We start from the raw sequence: 14571 nt of genomic DNA, 5'->3' as shown, positions 1-14571 counted from the left end.
TGGGGCCCGGGTCTGCGCTTATGCTCGCTCGGGACGGCGGCGGCTATTGTGGTGACAGCCTGCCCAAAAACCCCGCCAGATCATCCGTGACGTGATCGACATGGGCCGCGTCCCGACCCTCCAGCTCCCAGTCCTCGCGCACCACTTCTTTCGTCCCGTCCGGCACCACCAGCACCGTGGTCATGCCGAGCTGGTGCGGGACGGTGAGGTTGCGGGCGAGGTCTTCGAACATGGCGGCGCGGGTCGGCTCGACCGCATGCTGGCTGAGGAATTTCTGGTAGGTCTGCGGCGCCGGTTTCGGTTCGAACTCGGCGGCGATGATGTCGAACACGCCGTCGAAATGTCTGGCGAAGCCAAGCCGCGCCAGCACCGCATCGACATGGTCGACCGAGCCATTGGTGAGGATAAGCTTCCGGCCCGGCAGCTTTGCGATGGCTGCGCCGAGAGCCGGGTTCGGCTCGAGCGGCGAGTGGTCGATCTTGTGGACGTAAGCGAGATAGTCGTCGGCGCGGACGCCATGCAGCGTCATCATGCCGCGCATCGTGGTGCCGAAGCGAAGGTAATAATCCTTCTGGATCTTGCGCGCTTGCTCCGGGCCGACGTTCAGCCAGTTGCAGACGAACTCCCCGATCCGCGCATCGACCTGCTGCCACAGATTGACGTGATGCGGATAGAGCGTGTTGTCGAGATCGAACACCCAGGTGTCGACATGCGCGAAGCTGCGGGGAGTTTTCATGACAACCATCTCGATCACGGCACCGCGAACCGCAGCGTCTTGCCGCCGCTCGACATGTCGACGGTGCCAAAGCCCGTCGGCGTAAAACCGCGCGCGCCGCAATCGGTCTGCTCGCTGGTCTCGAACTTGGTCTCGCGCGTGCAGAGCTGCCTGTCGCCGCCCCAGTTCAGCGGCCGGTCCTTGAGCTTGACGACGCGGTTGTCGGCATCGACCGCTTCCGCGAAGCTGAAGATCTGCTTCGGCTGACCGGTCACGTCGGGGTGCAGGCAGGTCTTGGGATCGATGCGATACCAGCCGCGGCTCGTCACGGACTTGCCGTCATCGGTCGCGATCGCCGCCATCACCTTGTGCGGCGTGTCGTTGCACCAGGTCAGCCCGGTCGCGGAGGGCGTCTGCACCGCATCGACCATGGTCTTGAAGAAGGTTTGTGAGCCCACGATGTCCGACGACAGGCCGCGGCTCTTCAGGAAGGCGGCGAGCGCGGCTTGCGTCTTCGGCCCGTCGACTCCGTCGATCGGCGCTGCGTCGTAGCCGGCGATCACCAGCAGTCGCTGGATGCCGGCGAGGCGCGCCTGCTCGTCGTCATATTCGGAATCCTCGGCGAGGTAGGCAACGAGGTTGCCGTCCGCGCCTTGCGTCGGCGTCACTTGCGTGAACGGGACTTGCGTCTGCCCGCTGCGGCACTGTCGTGCCGCGGCGATGACGAAATTGTCCTGCGCCACGCAGAGCATGTCGCTGCCGCTTTGCGGGATCGGGGAGGCGCCGTAGACGCCGAGCGCGCGGGCGTTGAGCAGGATGCGGTCGGCGGTCAGCGTGCCCTGCACCACCACGCGGCAGGCGGCGGGATCGATCCCGAACCAGCCGCGCGTCGCGGTCGCCGCCTTGTCGTCGATGCCGATCGCGGCTTCGACGACATAGGACATGCGGTTGCAGATTTTGAGATCGGCCAAAGCCGGCGCGGAGGAGAAGAGGAACGACACGACCGCGGCCGGCACCGTCATCATGAAGCGGGTGAGGGACGAGCGGTGGTGTTGTCTCTGCTCTCTCCGCTCGTCACGCCCGGGCTTGTCCCGGGCATCCACGTTGTTGACGCGGGACGAAAGATCGTGGATGGCCGGGACGAGCCCGGCCATGACGGCTTTCCTTTTCCGCTCCCGCATCACTTGTGGATCAGCGTGCCCGTGCCCTGGTTGGTGAAGAGCTCGAGCAGCACCGCGTGCTGCATCTTGCCGTCGATGATGACGACGCCCTGCACGCCCTGTTCGAGCGCGTAGATGCAGGTCTCGACCTTCGGGATCATGCCGCCCGAAATGGTGCCGTCGGCGATCAGCTTTCGCGCGTCCTTGATCGACAGCTCCGGAATGAGCTTCTTGGACTTGTCGAGCACACCAGGCACGTCGGTGAGCAGCAACAGGCGCTTGGCCTTCAGCGCGCCCGCGACCGCGCCGGCAAAGGTGTCGGCGTTGATGTTCAGCGTCTGGCCGTCGTGCGACGTCGCGAGCGGCGCCAGCACCGGGATCAGCTCGTAACCGATCAGCTGGTTGAGCAGCGTGAGGTCGACCTTCTCGGGGTCCCCGACGAAGCCGAGATCGACCGCCTTCTCGATATGCGAGTCCGGATCCATGATGGTGCGCGTCGTCTTCGACGCCTTCACCATGTTGCCGTCCTTGCCGCAGAGGCCGACGGCCTTGCCGCCGGCCTCGTTGATGTAGCCGACGAGCTGCTTGTTGATCGAGCCCGCCAGCACCATCTCGACGATCTCGATGGTCGCGGCATCGGTGATGCGCAGACCCGCGGCGAATTCCGAGACGATGCCGAGGCGCTTGAGCATGGTCGCGATCTGCGGCCCGCCGCCATGCACCACGACAGGATTGATCGCGGTCTGCTCGAGCAGCACGATGTCGCGGGCAAAGTTCTTCGCAGTCTCCTCATCGCCCATGGCATGGCCGCCATATTTGATGACGATGGTTTCCTCGTCATACTGCTGCATGTGCGGCAGCGCTTCGGACAGGATGCGGGCCTGGTCGAGCGGGGAGATGTCGGTCATATCGCGGTCTCGCTGGCGGGTCGGTCGGTGCGCGTTCTATCCGATTGGCGGGGGCAGCGCAAAGCGATGTTCTTCCCCTCTCCCCTCGTGGGTCTCCTCGTGGGAGAGGGTGCCTTGCGAAGCGAGGCGGGTGAGGGGCCTCTCTCCGCGAGCACTCCTGTGGAGAGACACCCCTCATCCGGCGCTTCGCGCCACCTTCTCCCACAAGGGGAGAAGGAAGAAAGCATCACTTGCTAGGCACCAGCGCCGCCAATGTCACCGTCAGCCAGCTCAAGATCATCACCGTTCCCCCGGTCGGCGCCGCGTACGGAAACAGCGAGTGTCCGGCATATTGCCGCAAGGTGAGATCGCCCGCGAACAGCGCGGCCCCGATCACGAAGCCGAACGCCGCCACGAGTCCAATTCCGCCGTGCAGAAGGCCGCGCGCGAGCAAGGCGACGGTCGCGAGTATGGCCGTTGCATGAAACAGCAGCATGGCGCTCGCCGAGGCAAGCCGGCCGGCATCGGCGCCATGAGCGGAGGCGGCGGCCAGCGCAACGCCGGCGGCGCCCGTCAAACCGGCAAGCCCAAGCAACAGGCGGTGCGCGAGCATCACGGGGCCCGCTCTTCCAACAGCTTCGCCATCGCGGCGCGCAAGCTCTCCATGCCGGTCGAGCTGCGTGACGAGGTCGCGAGCACGGTCGGGAACGCGGCCGGGTGTTTGGCCAGCGCGGCCTCGGTCTCGGCGATGCGCGTTTGAAGCTCGGCGGCTTTCACCTGGTCGGCCTTGGTCAGCACGATCTGGTAGCTGACGGCGGAGCGATCGAGCGTCTTGAGGACTTCGAGATCGACGTCCTTGAGGCCGTGCCGTGCGTCGATCAGCACGTAGACGCGCGCCAGCGACGCGCGTCCCAGCAGGAATTTGTGGATCAGCTCGGTCCAGGACGCGACCTGGCTCTTGGGCGCCTTGGCGTAGCCGTAGCCGGGCATGTCGACGAGCCGCAGGTCGGTCTTGCCGGGGACCTCGAAGAAGATCAGCTCCTGGGTGCGGCCCGGCGTATGCGAGGTGCGCGCGAGGTTGTTGCGGCCGGTGAGCGCGTTGATCAGGCTGGACTTGCCGACATTGGAGCGGCCGGCAAAGGCGATCTCCAGCCCCGCCATCGGCGGCAGCGTTTCGATCGAGGGCGAGGCCCAGATGAACTGCCAGTCGCGGGCGAATAGTTTTCGCCCGGCTTCGATCAGTCGCTCATCGGTCTTGTCGTTCATCCGCTCGGTCTACCCTCTCGTCGTGGCCGGGCAAAAGCGCGAAGCGCGTCTTCCCGTTCAGATGTCCCGGCCATCCACGTCTGGCTGTCGAGCACCCTCCTAAACGTGGATGCCCGGGACAAGCCCGGGCACGACGACGTGGAGGCATTTGCGCCCGCAATGACGATTACGTCGCCTTCCTCGCGAACGTCGCCTTGAGATTGTCGAGCAGCTCCACCTTCACGCCGTTGCGGCGCATGATGTAGCTCTGCTGGATCACCGAGAGCAGGTTGTTCCAGGCCCAGTAGATCACGAGGCCTGCCGGGAAACCGGCCAGCATGAAGGTGAAGATCAGCGGCATCCAGTTGAAGATGATCTGCTGCGTCGGATCCGGCGGCGTCGGGTTCAGCTTCATCTGGAACCACATCGTGATGCCCATGATGATCGGCCAGATGCCGAGCGCGAGGTAATGGCCGAACACCGGAATCGTGGTCGGATCGAACGGGATCAGTCCGAACAGGTTGAACAAATTGGTCGGATCCGGCGCGGAGAGGTCCTTGATCCAGCCGATGAACGGCGCGTGCCGCATCTCGATGGTGACGAACAGCACCTTGTACAGTGAGAAGAACACCGGGATCTGGATCACCACGGGAAGACAGCCGGCGACCGGGTTGATCTTCTCCTTGCGGTAGATTTCCATCATCTCCTGCTGCTGCTTCACCTTGTCATCAGGGTAGCGCTCCTTGAGCGCCTGAAGCTGCGGCTGGATCGACTTCATCTTCGCCATCGAGGCGTAGGACTTGTTCGCCAGCGGGAAGAACAGCAGCTTCACGATCACGGTGACGAGCAGGATCGAGATGCCGAAATTGCCGAAGAAGCGGTAGAAGAAGTCGAGGCCGAGGAACATCGGCTTGGTGATGAAGTAGAACCAGCCCCAGTCGATCAACAGATCGAAATGGTTCAGCCCCAGCGCCTTGTTGTAGCCGCCGAGACCCGCAAACGGGAACACGCCGACGACGCCGGCTTCCTTGGCGCCGGCGAACAGCCGCGCATTGGCGGTCCCGGTGCCGCCGATCGCGATGGTGACGGGATCGAGCAGATAGTCGGTCTGGTAGGTGTGGAGATTGCCCGATGGGTTCGACGAGAATCGCGCCTGCAGCTTGGCGTTGGTGTCGGGCAGCAGCGCCGAGGCCCAGTACTTGTCGGTGATGCCGAGCCAGCCGTTGATGACGTTGTTGAAGTTCACCTGCTTGGCTTCGTCCACCTTCTTGTAAGCGTATTCCTGCAAGCCCTGGTCGCCGAGATAGCCGATCAGGCCTTCATGCAGGATGTAATAGCCCGAAACTTGCGGCGCGCCGTGGCGCGAGATCAGCGCGAACGGATAGAGCGTGACAGGCGCATTGCCGACATTGCTCACCTCGTCCTTGACCGTGAAGAGATAATGGTCGTCGACCGCAATGGTGCGGCGGAAGGTGAGGCCGTCGCCATTGTCCCATTTCAGCACCACCGGGCTCGTCGGCGTCAGGCTGCCGCTGCCCTCCTGCTGCCAGACGGTCTGGGCATCGGGCATCTTCGCCGTGACGCCCGTCGCCGCCACCCAGCCGAATTCGGCGTAATAAGGCTCGGCGGTGCCCGAGGGCGAATAGAGGACGATCGGCGGCGATTTCGGGTCGACGGTTTCGCGGAATTGCACCAGCGCGATGTCGTCGATGCGGCCGCCCTTCAGCGAGATGCTGCCGGCGATGCGCGGCGTGTCGATCTTCACGCGCGGGCTGGCGGCGATCGCGGCGTCGCGGCTGACGACCGGCTGCGCCTGCTGGTTCGCGGCCGGAGTGGACGGCTGTGCCGTGCTGCCGGGCTGCGGCGCGGCGCCGGGCGTTGCGGAGGCCGTCGGCTGCGGCGTGCTGCCCTTCTGGAGCTCGGACTGCGCCTGCTGCTGGGCGCGCTGCTTCTCCATCTGGGGCACATTGTAGAAATATTGCCAGGCGATCAGGACGAGGCCCGACAGAATGACGGCGAGAATGGTATTGCGATTGTCGGTCATCTCTAATGTCTCGTCATCAATCCGGTTTGCGGCTGGCGGGGGCGCCTGGCCTCTGGCCACGTGCTTTCGCGGGACCTTTGCTCGGGCCCTTGTCTGTCCCCTTGGCCGTATGCCGCGCGGGCTTAGAGAAGGCTATGCGCAGATCGTCGAGCATGGTGGCGAAGTCGCGCGAGAGCGCGTCCCTTCGGCCGACCAGGACATAATCATGATGGGGCTGCATCGACACCGGATCGAGCCGCTTCACCAACTCGCGAAGCCGGCGCCGGATGCGATTGCGCTCGGGGGCGTTGCCGTTCTTTTTGGTGACGGTGAAGCCGATCCGGATCGGACCGAGATCATCGCGGCGGCGGCTCTGCAGGACGAACGCGGGACTATTCACCCGCGCGCCATTGGCAACGGCGAGGAAATCCGCCCGCTGCCTCAGCCGATCCATGATGAAATCCCAAAAGGGGGTCCGGCTCAGGCGCTCAGACGCTTGCGGCCGCGGGCGCGGCGGGCGGCGAGAACCTTGCGGCCGCCGGCAGTGGCGAGGCGGGCGCGGAAGCCGTGACGGCGCTTGCGCACCAGTTTGCTGGGTTGATAAGTCCGCTTCACGGGTTTTTCTCCGCTGACCGGGCAATTTGCCTGTAGAATTGATGGTAGAGTCCGGAAGATGCGGCCCAAAACGGGCCCTTTTCGGCCCCAAGAGAGCCGCTCCCGGTGTCGCACCGGGTCATCGCGGACAATTCGCGCGGCTTATAAGGGAGCGCCTTCTTTTCGTCAACGCCGCACAAGCGCGCGATTCTCGTCAATATCGCTGTTTGCGCGGGGTTTTTAACTCTTGAGGTGGCGACTCGCGATATCAGCGCCTACATCCTACCTCGGTAGATTAGCGATCCGTAATTTGACCGCACTGCGGACGGGTCGCATCCTCGATCAGCCAAGGCCAACAGGGGCGAATTTCGTGGCATCCACAGATCGCCAGCCGATCCAGGATCTGGATCAGCCGGACCAGCCGGCGATGCGGCCCCGCGGCTCGCGCGGGCTCGGGCTATCTGGCAAGCTGCTGCTGCTCACCATTCCCCTGGTGATGATCGCCGCCGTGCTGCTCTACGTGCCCGCCATCGCCAATTTCTGGGTCAACCGGCTGAATGACCGCGTTGCGGCGGCCAACACGGCGGCGCTGGTGCTGGATGCGGCACCGCTCGGCATGGTGCCTGATTCGCTGTCGCGTCAGATCCTGAAAAGCATCAATGCCCGCGCCGTCGCCATCAAGATGGGCCAGCAGCGCCGGTTGCTCGCCAGCGACAACATTCCCTCCGCCATCGAGCATGACATCGACCTGCGCGACATGACCGCCTGGGAGGCGATCACCGGCTCGTTCCGGATGATGCTGGAGACCGGCAACCAGGCCATCCGCGTCGTCGGTCCCGGGGTCGGCAATGCCCAGTTCATCGAGATCGTCACCGACGAGCTGCCGCTGCGGCGGCAGATGTACCGCTTCTCCCGCAACGTCGTGGTGGTCGCGCTGATCATCGCGGTCTTGACCGCGGGCCTCGTCTATCTCGCTCTCCATTATCTCTTCGTGCGGCCGATGCGGCGGCTGACCGCGAGCCTGGTCGGCTTCCACGAGAACCCCGAGAGTTCGGCCGGGATCATCGTGCCGAGCCAGCGCAGCGATGAGATCGGGGTGGCCGAGCGCGAATTGTCGGACATGCAGCGCGATCTGATGTCGATGCTGAACCAGAAGAGCCGGCTCGCGGCGCTCGGCCTTGCTGTCTCCAAGATCAATCACGACCTGCGCAATCTGCTCGCCTCGGCCCAGCTGCTGTCGGACCAGCTCGCCAGCGTGCCGGATCCGCGGGTGCAGCGCTTTGCGCCCAAGCTCGTGCGCTCGCTCGAGCGCGCCATCGCCTTCTGCCAATCGACATTGTCTTATGGCCGCGCCCAGGAGGCCGCGCCCGACCGCCGCATGATCCTGATCGAGCCCGTGGTGATGGAGGTGCGCGAGACCGCAGGCCTCACCAACGACGCCTCGATCGCCTGGGTCGCTGCGATCGAGCGCGGGCTCGCGGTCGATGCCGATCCCGACCAGCTGTTCCGCGTATTGCTCAACCTCGTCCGCAACGCCGCCCAGGCGCTCGAAAGCCATGCCTCGGGTGAGGGCCGGGTGCAGCAGATCCGGATCACCGGAAAGCGCGAAGGCGCCGTCGCCATTATCGAGGTCTCCGACACCGGTCCCGGCGTTCCCCAGAAGACTCGGGAGCACCTGTTCGAGGCCTTCCAGACCTCCGGCCGCCCCGGCGGCAGCGGCCTTGGCCTTGCCATCGCCGCCGAGCTGGTCCGCGCCCATGGCGGCGACATCCACCTGGTCGAAGGCACCATCGGCGCCACCTTCCGCATCGTCATCCCCGACCGTCCCGTGGAACTGCTCTCCATCCGCAACGAGCGGCAGAGGGCCTAAAGCATGATCCGGAAAAGTGCGAAGCGGTTTTCCGGAAAGATCATGCGTAAACAACAAGCTAAAGCGCGATGACGATTCATCCAAATCTCATCGCGCTTTAGGTCGGCCAGAGGCCTACAGCCTCGCGTCATTCCGGGGCGCGCGTAGCGAGAACCCGGAATCCGAGGTTTTGCGCGACATTCCGGGTTCGATGCTGCGCATCGCCCCGGAATGACATTCAAACCGTTATCGCCCTGCAAAATCTCCCCATCCCGGACCTTGCCAACGCCGGCAAGAGCGGTTAGTCAGAGCGCTCTTTCGCACCCCCTCCGGCTCCGCCCGGGGGGCTGCTTGCGGGTCATGCCCGCGCTGTTTGCGAAAACGCGCCCGTAGCTCAGCTGGATAGAGCATCAGACTACGAATCTGAGGGTCGGACGTTCGAATCGTTCCGGGCGCGCCACTTGCACGAGTTCCTATTGAAAATCAATTAGTAGCGCAGATACAAGCGCTTAGCTGCCGCGTGGTGGTCACAAGCGGTGGGTCAAATCGTGCGCGTGTTGATGGGCGTTATCAAGGACAGACACGGGACATGGTGTGCCCGGAAGACCGTGCCAGAGAAGCCTGCAGGCTTGCAGGCGGCCGTCGCGCGGGAGCTGAACAACGGCAAGGCCGTGCAGAAGCACCTGAAGAGGTCGCTCGGCACCAAGGACCTCCGAGAGGCCAACATCAGGGCCAAGCCGGTATTGGCGGAGTTTGACCGCATCATTGCGAGGGCCACGGCGCGCCTCAAGGAGAGCGGAGCGCCGCTCGCTAAGCGAACCAGCCTTAGCGAGACCGAGGTTACGCGCATGGCGGAATACCTCTACGCTGACACGTTAACCCGTGATGCTCAGTTTCGAGCCACAGGACGTGAGCAGCGGAAGCGCGAATACGAGGAAGCGGTGGGCCTGCAGGGACATCTGGACCCGCCGCGTATCCCGCACGACGAATGGCCCGCGTACGGGCTTCACCGCCAAGTCTATGAGGACAACAAGGAAGCAGCGCTGGATACCCTCCGTCTGCTCCGGCAATGCGCCGCAATCGGCGACATCTCGGCAGTGCAAGACCATGTGCTGGAAGTTATGTGGGCGTTCAACGTCGATGTTGATCCACACAGCGCAGCCTACATCAAGCTCGGTAACGCATGCTTACACTCGTACATCAGAGCCCTTGAGGACATCAGTAGGCGCGATGAGGGCCAGACGGTCGCCACGCCACTGCGGAGCCTGCCGAGCGTTCGAGCAGACGCCGAGGGCGGCGAGACGCTGAAGCAGGCGCTGGAGGGTTGGAAGAAGCACCGGGTAAGGCCCAAGCGCACCGTGGATGAGTTTGGCCGCAGTGTGCAGATGTTCGTTGAGCTGCACGGCAACATGGCCGTGGCGGCCATCAAGAAGAAGCATGCGCTGGAATACCGCAAGGCGCTTCAGGACGTGCCTCGACATCGCACGGGAGACTTGGTGCGCGCCACACTTCCGGCGCAAGCCGCATGGGGACGTGAGCACCCGGAGGCGCCAAGGATCACCGCAGCCACCATCAACAAGCAACTCGGCGGTGTCCAGTCCATCTGCATCTGGGCAAGCGATAACGGCTTACTCCCAGAGGATGTGCAGTGGACTGATCCCTTCAGCAAGCTGCGATTGCCAGAGGAGCGCTCCGAGCGCACGTCATTTGAGATTGCCGAGCTGCAGAAGCTGTTCAACACCCCGGTGTTCACGGACCATCAATTCCCCTTAGGTGCTCATGGGGAAGCTGGTTTTTGGCTACCTGTGCTTGCCCTTTTCTCAGGCGCTCGACAGGCGGAGTTAGGAAGTCTGACCACAGCCAATGTGCAGGTCGACGCTGAAACCGGAGTGCCGTTGGTCTACTTCGTGACAGAGCGGGCACGAGGCAAGCGGGTAAAGACCGATGCCTCGGAACGAGTTGTACCCGTGCATCCCGAAGTCATCCGCTTGGGCTTCCTGAGCTACGTGGAGGCACGGCGGCGTGAGAATGGTTCGGATGCCTGGCTGTTCCCCTTAGTGTCTCCCGACCGAGGCCGCGCTGGAGTGCCCGCGTGGTCCCAGTGGTTCGGCCGCTACTTGCGAGCAGCTGGCGTCATGGACAAGGCCAAAGTATTTCACAGCTTCAGACACACGGTGAAAGACGCGCTGCGGCGCGGACGTGCCGATCACGAGGTGCGGGAGGCTCTGATCGGCCACGCACAAGCGTCTTCGGTGAGCTGGGGATATGGCGCCAATGCCATGCTCTCGCGGTTTGGCGCTGCTGCGTTGTCGGATGCCATCAACCGCGTTGCCTATTCTGGCCTTGATCTATCGCGCATCAAGCCGCTGGACAGACCAACCAATTCGGGAACCACAAAGGAAAAATGACGTCCTCACCTTTTGACCAAGAAGAGCTGCAAGCCGCTACCTATGCCGCGACACGGGCACACCCAACATCCGAGCAAGCCAAGGCCCTTGTAGCGAAGCTCGCGTCGATGGTGGAGGAGCACACGATCCGAGCCGGGTTACGCGAACGGAAACGCAGGGACACTGCAGGCAAGCTCCAATACGCCACCGGAGCATTCCTGGCTGACCTCTTGCGTCCGTTCGAGGCAGAGGAGCACAAGGGCTGCTGGGTGTACAAGTCCCTGAACAAAGCCCGCTTCACAGGCGCTCCTGTGGGACGGCATGCCTTCTATCAGTTGTACGACGGGCTTGAAGGACTGGGCTTCTTGCAGCACGTAGCGGGACACAAGGTCTCGGATGAGCGCGAAGACACCGGGAAGTACGCTGCACGTTTCCGCGCAACACCGGAATTGCTCAGGTTCTGCGCCGAGCATGGCGTGCCACCCGCTGCCGTGCTCGATCACTTCGAGTTTGAGTACGACCTTCCCAAGCACCCCGTGCAGCTACGGAAGCGTAAGCTCAAGACGTCCTACCGCACGACTGAAGCTGTCGGAAAGCCGATGGACTTCGAAAGGACACCATCGGTGGAGGCGATGGAGCACGACATGTCAGAGCTGAACGAGTTCTTCGCCAAGCAAACACTCCGGGGCGGCATACATGAAGGCTACATCCGCATTTTCCAGAACGGTGATGATCCAGACTTCGACTGGAATAGAGGAGGCAGGCTCTACAGCCAGCACGCCGGAAATTACCAAACTCAGTCCGCAACACGTCGTCAGAAGATGACGATCAATGGCGAGCGGGTGGCGGAAATCGACATCAGCGGAAGCTACCTCACCATCTTCCTGTCGCTCCATGGGCTCCAACTGGATCTCACAGAGGACCCCTACCTACTGCCGGGGCTTGGGGTGGAGCACCGAGGGGCGGTGAAGCAGTGGTTCGTCGGGACGTTCGGCAGCGCAAGGCCAATCAAGCGATGGCCAGCGGACATGATCGCAGATGATCCCAGCCTGCGGGAACACCGGGTCGCCGACATCTCCAAGGCAGTATTCACCAAGTACCCTGTGCTGAAGAGCTGGGGCGAGCCGCTGAATGGCCGGACCTACAGTTGGGCGGACCTGATGTGGCTTGAGAGTGAGGTGATGTTCTCGACCATGTTGGAATTGATGCGCGAACACCAAACTCCAAGCCTTGTCGTCCATGACAGCCTGATCGTTCCAGTATCAAAGGCCGAATTGGCCAGCGAGAGGCTGAGGAGGAGGTTTCAAGACCAGCAGAAGGCGACCCCTAAATTGAAGACTAACTGGCCCGAGCCTGAAGGCCATACACCTCACAGTTTATGACAAGATACAGGGGAGAACACAGAGGAGACCAAGAGGGACATAGGACAACAAGGAGGGGAGGAGGAGGAGGAATAATTATAGGAGAATAGACAGAGGATAGAGGGGAGAGGAGGAGAGAGACGAAACGCAGGGGACACATAGGTACACTGGGACCATTATTGTTCATGTCTTGATACGGGAGGTCCTCTCCGTTTGCCCTACATCGCCCTATCGCAGCAATAGGCCTATTCGGCCCAGCGGTGACTTAGGAGATGCTTGTGGCTTCTTCAGGTTCTTGGGGGCGGCTCACCCAAACACGGCTCGGTCGTCTTCCCAGAAGCCTTGCGGCGGTATGGCACCTTAGATTTCGGGTCGAAAGTCTCGCAAGTTCCGGCTGTGGCGCTAATATCACAAAGCGGTAGGAGGGCGGCGCTCGTGCGGAAGTCCTTCGACTATTGGGGAAGTTCGGGGGAATGAACTATCTAATCCTCGCAGGTGCGGTCCTGCTCGTGGTGGGCTACGGTGCCTTTCTGGTCCTTCAAGGGCTATTCAGAGGTCTGGGTGCCGCTTCCAAAGCCGCCGCTGAAGCTCTGGCCAGCAAGAGGGCTGAACGTGTGGCCCAGCGGGAATACGAGCGGGGCCAGTCGTACCGCGCAGAGAACCCCGTCAGAGTGGTCGGCATACCCAACCCAGACGCCTTTCGCCGCGCGTTCGCTCTCCTGGACGACTACGTGGCCGCTGCAAGCGCCTACCGGCCCGCTCTTCCGAGCACGGTGGATACCCGGTTTCGTGGGTATCACTTCCCAGCACATATGTTCGAGCTTGCCCGACCGCATCCGGCCTCCCTTTCGGACACAGAACCCCGTAAGGTCACCCTCACGTCAGCGGACGTCCTCATGGGGAGCGGTGCCGACATGACCAACGTCTATGGTCGGGCCGCGGCCGCCTGCGACTTCCCGTGTGATCCGCCAGTGTTCCGTTATGGGCAGACCGATGCGCCAGCACCAAAGCCGGACTTCCCCAACATCACAGCTCCACCGGACACTCCGGTACGGCTTGTGACGTCCGAAGGAATGGACGTGGATACTGAAGATGGGCTGCAGGCAAAGGCGTATGAGACGGAAATCCATCGTGTGACGTTGCTCAACTCGCAAGCGCGGCAGCTCCAGACCACGTTCCACGAGAAGTATTCAGCGGCTGCCGAAGCGCGCGACCTGATGGAGATTTTCCTGGCTGATCTGAGCTTGAAGTGGAGAGATGCTGAAGCGGCCCTCCGCCGAGAGTACGAGCAAGCAAAGGAGACTTACGAAAGGGACTGCCAAAGGGCTACTCAGCCCATCCGAGCGGTCAATGAGCGTTATCGCGGGCGAAGCAATGATGGTGTGCGCGGCCATTTTGAGCTTGCGCTGTGCAACATCACTTTGCCAGTCCCGGACGACTATCCGTGGGAAGTGCTTTACGATCAGCAAGACCGAGTGCTTCAAGTGAACCAATGCGTACCATCGCTGCCTGACGTTTCGGTGGTGCGACAAGACAGCAAGCGCGCGCCGGCCAAGCGGGACGCCGAGGCGGTCCTTCGGCGCTACGTGCCGGCCATTGCGCTACAGATTGCCCATCACGTCGCTCGCAACGACCTTCAGAATGACGTGGATAGGATAGCCGTTAACTGCTGGTCGCGGTTCTTCGACCCGGCCTCGGGCAGGCTGAAGGATGCGTTTGTGGCAGCTCTTGCCGTTCAAAAGCAAGACATTATGGAGTTCAACCTGCAGCGGGCGGATGCCTTAGAAGCCTTCCGGGCACTCAAGGGGGCCTATGTGTACAACGTGGCCGAAGTGGTGCCCATTGAGCCAGCCATTCGGCTCGATAAGGAGGACGAGAGGTTTGTTGCCGGGAGAGACGTGCTTGACGGCATGGCCCAAGGGCAGAACCTCGCAGCGATGGACTGGCAGGATTTCGAGCACCTCATTCGTGAGCTATTGGCAAAGGAGTATGCCGACAAGAATGCAGAGGTGAAGATTACGAGAGCCAGCCGCGATAGAGGGGTGGACGCGGTGATCTTCAACTCAGACCCGCTGCACGGTGGGAAGTTCGTGGTGCAAGCCAAGCGCTATTCCAACACGGTGGACGTCGCGGCCGTGAGGGAGCTTTACGGTACCGTGCTGAACGAAGGGGCCAACCGGGGCATACTCGTGACTACAAGTCACTTTGGGCGGGACGCGCACGAATGGGCCGCGAACAAGCCACTCACGTTGATCGACGGGCCAAATCTTTTGGCTCTGCTCGGCAAGCACGGCTACAGTTTCAGGATAGCGCCCCAGTCCTGATGTGACACAAGGGCACTACAGTTCCG

The 14571-nt window shown here is 62.6% G+C and carries 12 protein-coding genes and 1 tRNA gene; 5 read left to right on the top strand and 8 right to left on the bottom strand.

Annotation, left to right across the window (positions count from 1 at the left end; genetic code table 11):
• Positions 1 to 43: 43 nt before the first annotated feature.
• From P6U27_RS35515 to rpmH, 8 genes are all read right to left on the bottom strand, one after another.
• A complete protein-coding gene (locus P6U27_RS35515; RefSeq protein WP_129144551.1) occupies positions 44 to 736 on the bottom strand; it encodes a pyrimidine 5'-nucleotidase in 693 nt (230 codons plus the stop codon).
• A 14-nt stretch (positions 737 to 750) separates the two neighbouring features.
• The gene (locus P6U27_RS35510; protein WP_407194531.1) at positions 751 to 1737 is read right to left on the bottom strand and encodes a DUF1036 domain-containing protein; all 987 of its coding nucleotides are present in this window, start codon (positions 1735 to 1737) and stop codon (positions 751 to 753) included.
• A 158-nt stretch (positions 1738 to 1895) separates the two neighbouring features.
• Positions 1896 to 2783: an acetylglutamate kinase gene (gene argB / locus P6U27_RS35505; RefSeq protein WP_122406003.1), complete on the bottom strand. Its 888-nt coding sequence runs from the start codon at positions 2781 to 2783 to the stop codon at positions 1896 to 1898.
• A 226-nt stretch (positions 2784 to 3009) separates the two neighbouring features.
• The gene (locus tag P6U27_RS35500) at positions 3010 to 3375 is read right to left on the bottom strand and encodes a DUF423 domain-containing protein (protein WP_162500660.1); all 366 of its coding nucleotides are present in this window, start codon (positions 3373 to 3375) and stop codon (positions 3010 to 3012) included.
• The gene (gene yihA / locus P6U27_RS35495; protein WP_122406001.1) at positions 3375 to 4028 is read right to left on the bottom strand and encodes a ribosome biogenesis GTP-binding protein YihA/YsxC; all 654 of its coding nucleotides are present in this window, start codon (positions 4026 to 4028) and stop codon (positions 3375 to 3377) included. Before yihA ends, P6U27_RS35500 begins: the two co-directional genes overlap by 1 nt.
• A 166-nt stretch (positions 4029 to 4194) precedes the next feature.
• The gene (gene yidC / locus P6U27_RS35490) at positions 4195 to 6051 is read right to left on the bottom strand and encodes a membrane protein insertase YidC (protein ID WP_129144553.1); all 1857 of its coding nucleotides are present in this window, start codon (positions 6049 to 6051) and stop codon (positions 4195 to 4197) included.
• Between the two features lie 16 nt (positions 6052 to 6067).
• Positions 6068 to 6484 carry a ribonuclease P protein component gene (gene rnpA, locus P6U27_RS35485; RefSeq protein WP_129144554.1) on the bottom strand — a complete coding sequence of 139 codons (417 nt, stop codon included), beginning with the start codon at positions 6482 to 6484 and terminating at the stop codon, positions 6068 to 6070.
• Positions 6485 to 6510: 26 nt separating this feature from the next.
• Positions 6511 to 6645, bottom strand: a complete 135-nt coding sequence (gene rpmH, locus P6U27_RS35480) for a 50S ribosomal protein L34 (RefSeq protein ID WP_008542748.1) — start codon at positions 6643 to 6645, stop codon at positions 6511 to 6513.
• A 349-nt stretch (positions 6646 to 6994) separates the two neighbouring features.
• Between rpmH and P6U27_RS35475 the strand changes: the two genes are divergently transcribed.
• The 5 genes from P6U27_RS35475 (at position 6995) to P6U27_RS35455 (ending at position 14545) form a co-directional block, all read left to right on the top strand.
• The gene (locus P6U27_RS35475; protein ID WP_122405998.1) at positions 6995 to 8494 is read left to right on the top strand and encodes a HAMP domain-containing sensor histidine kinase; all 1500 of its coding nucleotides are present in this window, start codon (positions 6995 to 6997) and stop codon (positions 8492 to 8494) included.
• A gap of 362 nt (positions 8495 to 8856) precedes the next feature.
• Positions 8857 to 8933 (top strand) — tRNA-Arg (locus P6U27_RS35470).
• A 169-nt stretch (positions 8934 to 9102) separates the two neighbouring features.
• Positions 9103 to 10881 carry a tyrosine-type recombinase/integrase gene (locus P6U27_RS35465; RefSeq protein ID WP_407193471.1) on the top strand — a complete coding sequence of 593 codons (1779 nt, stop codon included), beginning with the start codon at positions 9103 to 9105 and terminating at the stop codon, positions 10879 to 10881.
• Positions 10878 to 12242 carry a hypothetical protein gene (locus tag P6U27_RS35460; RefSeq protein ID WP_407193470.1) on the top strand — a complete coding sequence of 455 codons (1365 nt, stop codon included), beginning with the start codon at positions 10878 to 10880 and terminating at the stop codon, positions 12240 to 12242. Before P6U27_RS35465 ends, P6U27_RS35460 begins: the two co-directional genes overlap by 4 nt.
• A 452-nt stretch (positions 12243 to 12694) precedes the next feature.
• Complete coding sequence (locus P6U27_RS35455; RefSeq protein ID WP_407193469.1) at positions 12695 to 14545, top strand: restriction endonuclease; 1851 nt, start codon at positions 12695 to 12697, stop codon at positions 14543 to 14545.
• Positions 14546 to 14571: the final 26 nt, after the last annotated feature.

Origin of the sequence: Bradyrhizobium sp. STM 3566 (genome assembly GCF_045571445.1) — a bacterium.
GTDB classification, from domain to species: Bacteria; Pseudomonadota; Alphaproteobacteria; order Rhizobiales; family Xanthobacteraceae; genus Bradyrhizobium; species Bradyrhizobium vignae.
Note: the sequence above shows the minus strand (reverse complement) of the source record. Positions and strands in the feature narration are given on the sequence as shown.

Bases quoted from the DNA above. Each gene is read 5' to 3' on its own strand.
- P6U27_RS35460 (WP_407193470.1), top strand. From the start codon at position 10,878: ATGACGTCCTCACCTTTTGACCAAGAAGAGCTGCAAGCCGCTACCTAT.
- P6U27_RS35500 (WP_162500660.1), bottom strand. From the start codon at position 3,375: ATGCTCGCGCACCGCCTGTTGCTTGGGCTTGCCGGTTTGACGGGCGCC.
- yidC (WP_129144553.1), bottom strand. From the start codon at position 6,051: ATGACCGACAATCGCAATACCATTCTCGCCGTCATTCTGTCGGGCCTC.
- rnpA (WP_129144554.1), bottom strand. From the start codon at position 6,484: ATGGATCGGCTGAGGCAGCGGGCGGATTTCCTCGCCGTTGCCAATGGC.
- argB (WP_122406003.1), bottom strand. From the start codon at position 2,783: ATGACCGACATCTCCCCGCTCGACCAGGCCCGCATCCTGTCCGAAGCG.
- P6U27_RS35510 (WP_407194531.1), bottom strand. From the start codon at position 1,737: ATGACGGTGCCGGCCGCGGTCGTGTCGTTCCTCTTCTCCTCCGCGCCG.
- P6U27_RS35455 (WP_407193469.1), top strand. From the start codon at position 12,695: ATGAACTATCTAATCCTCGCAGGTGCGGTCCTGCTCGTGGTGGGCTAC.
- P6U27_RS35515 (WP_129144551.1), bottom strand. From the start codon at position 736: ATGAAAACTCCCCGCAGCTTCGCGCATGTCGACACCTGGGTGTTCGAT.
- yihA (WP_122406001.1), bottom strand. From the start codon at position 4,028: ATGAACGACAAGACCGATGAGCGACTGATCGAAGCCGGGCGAAAACTA.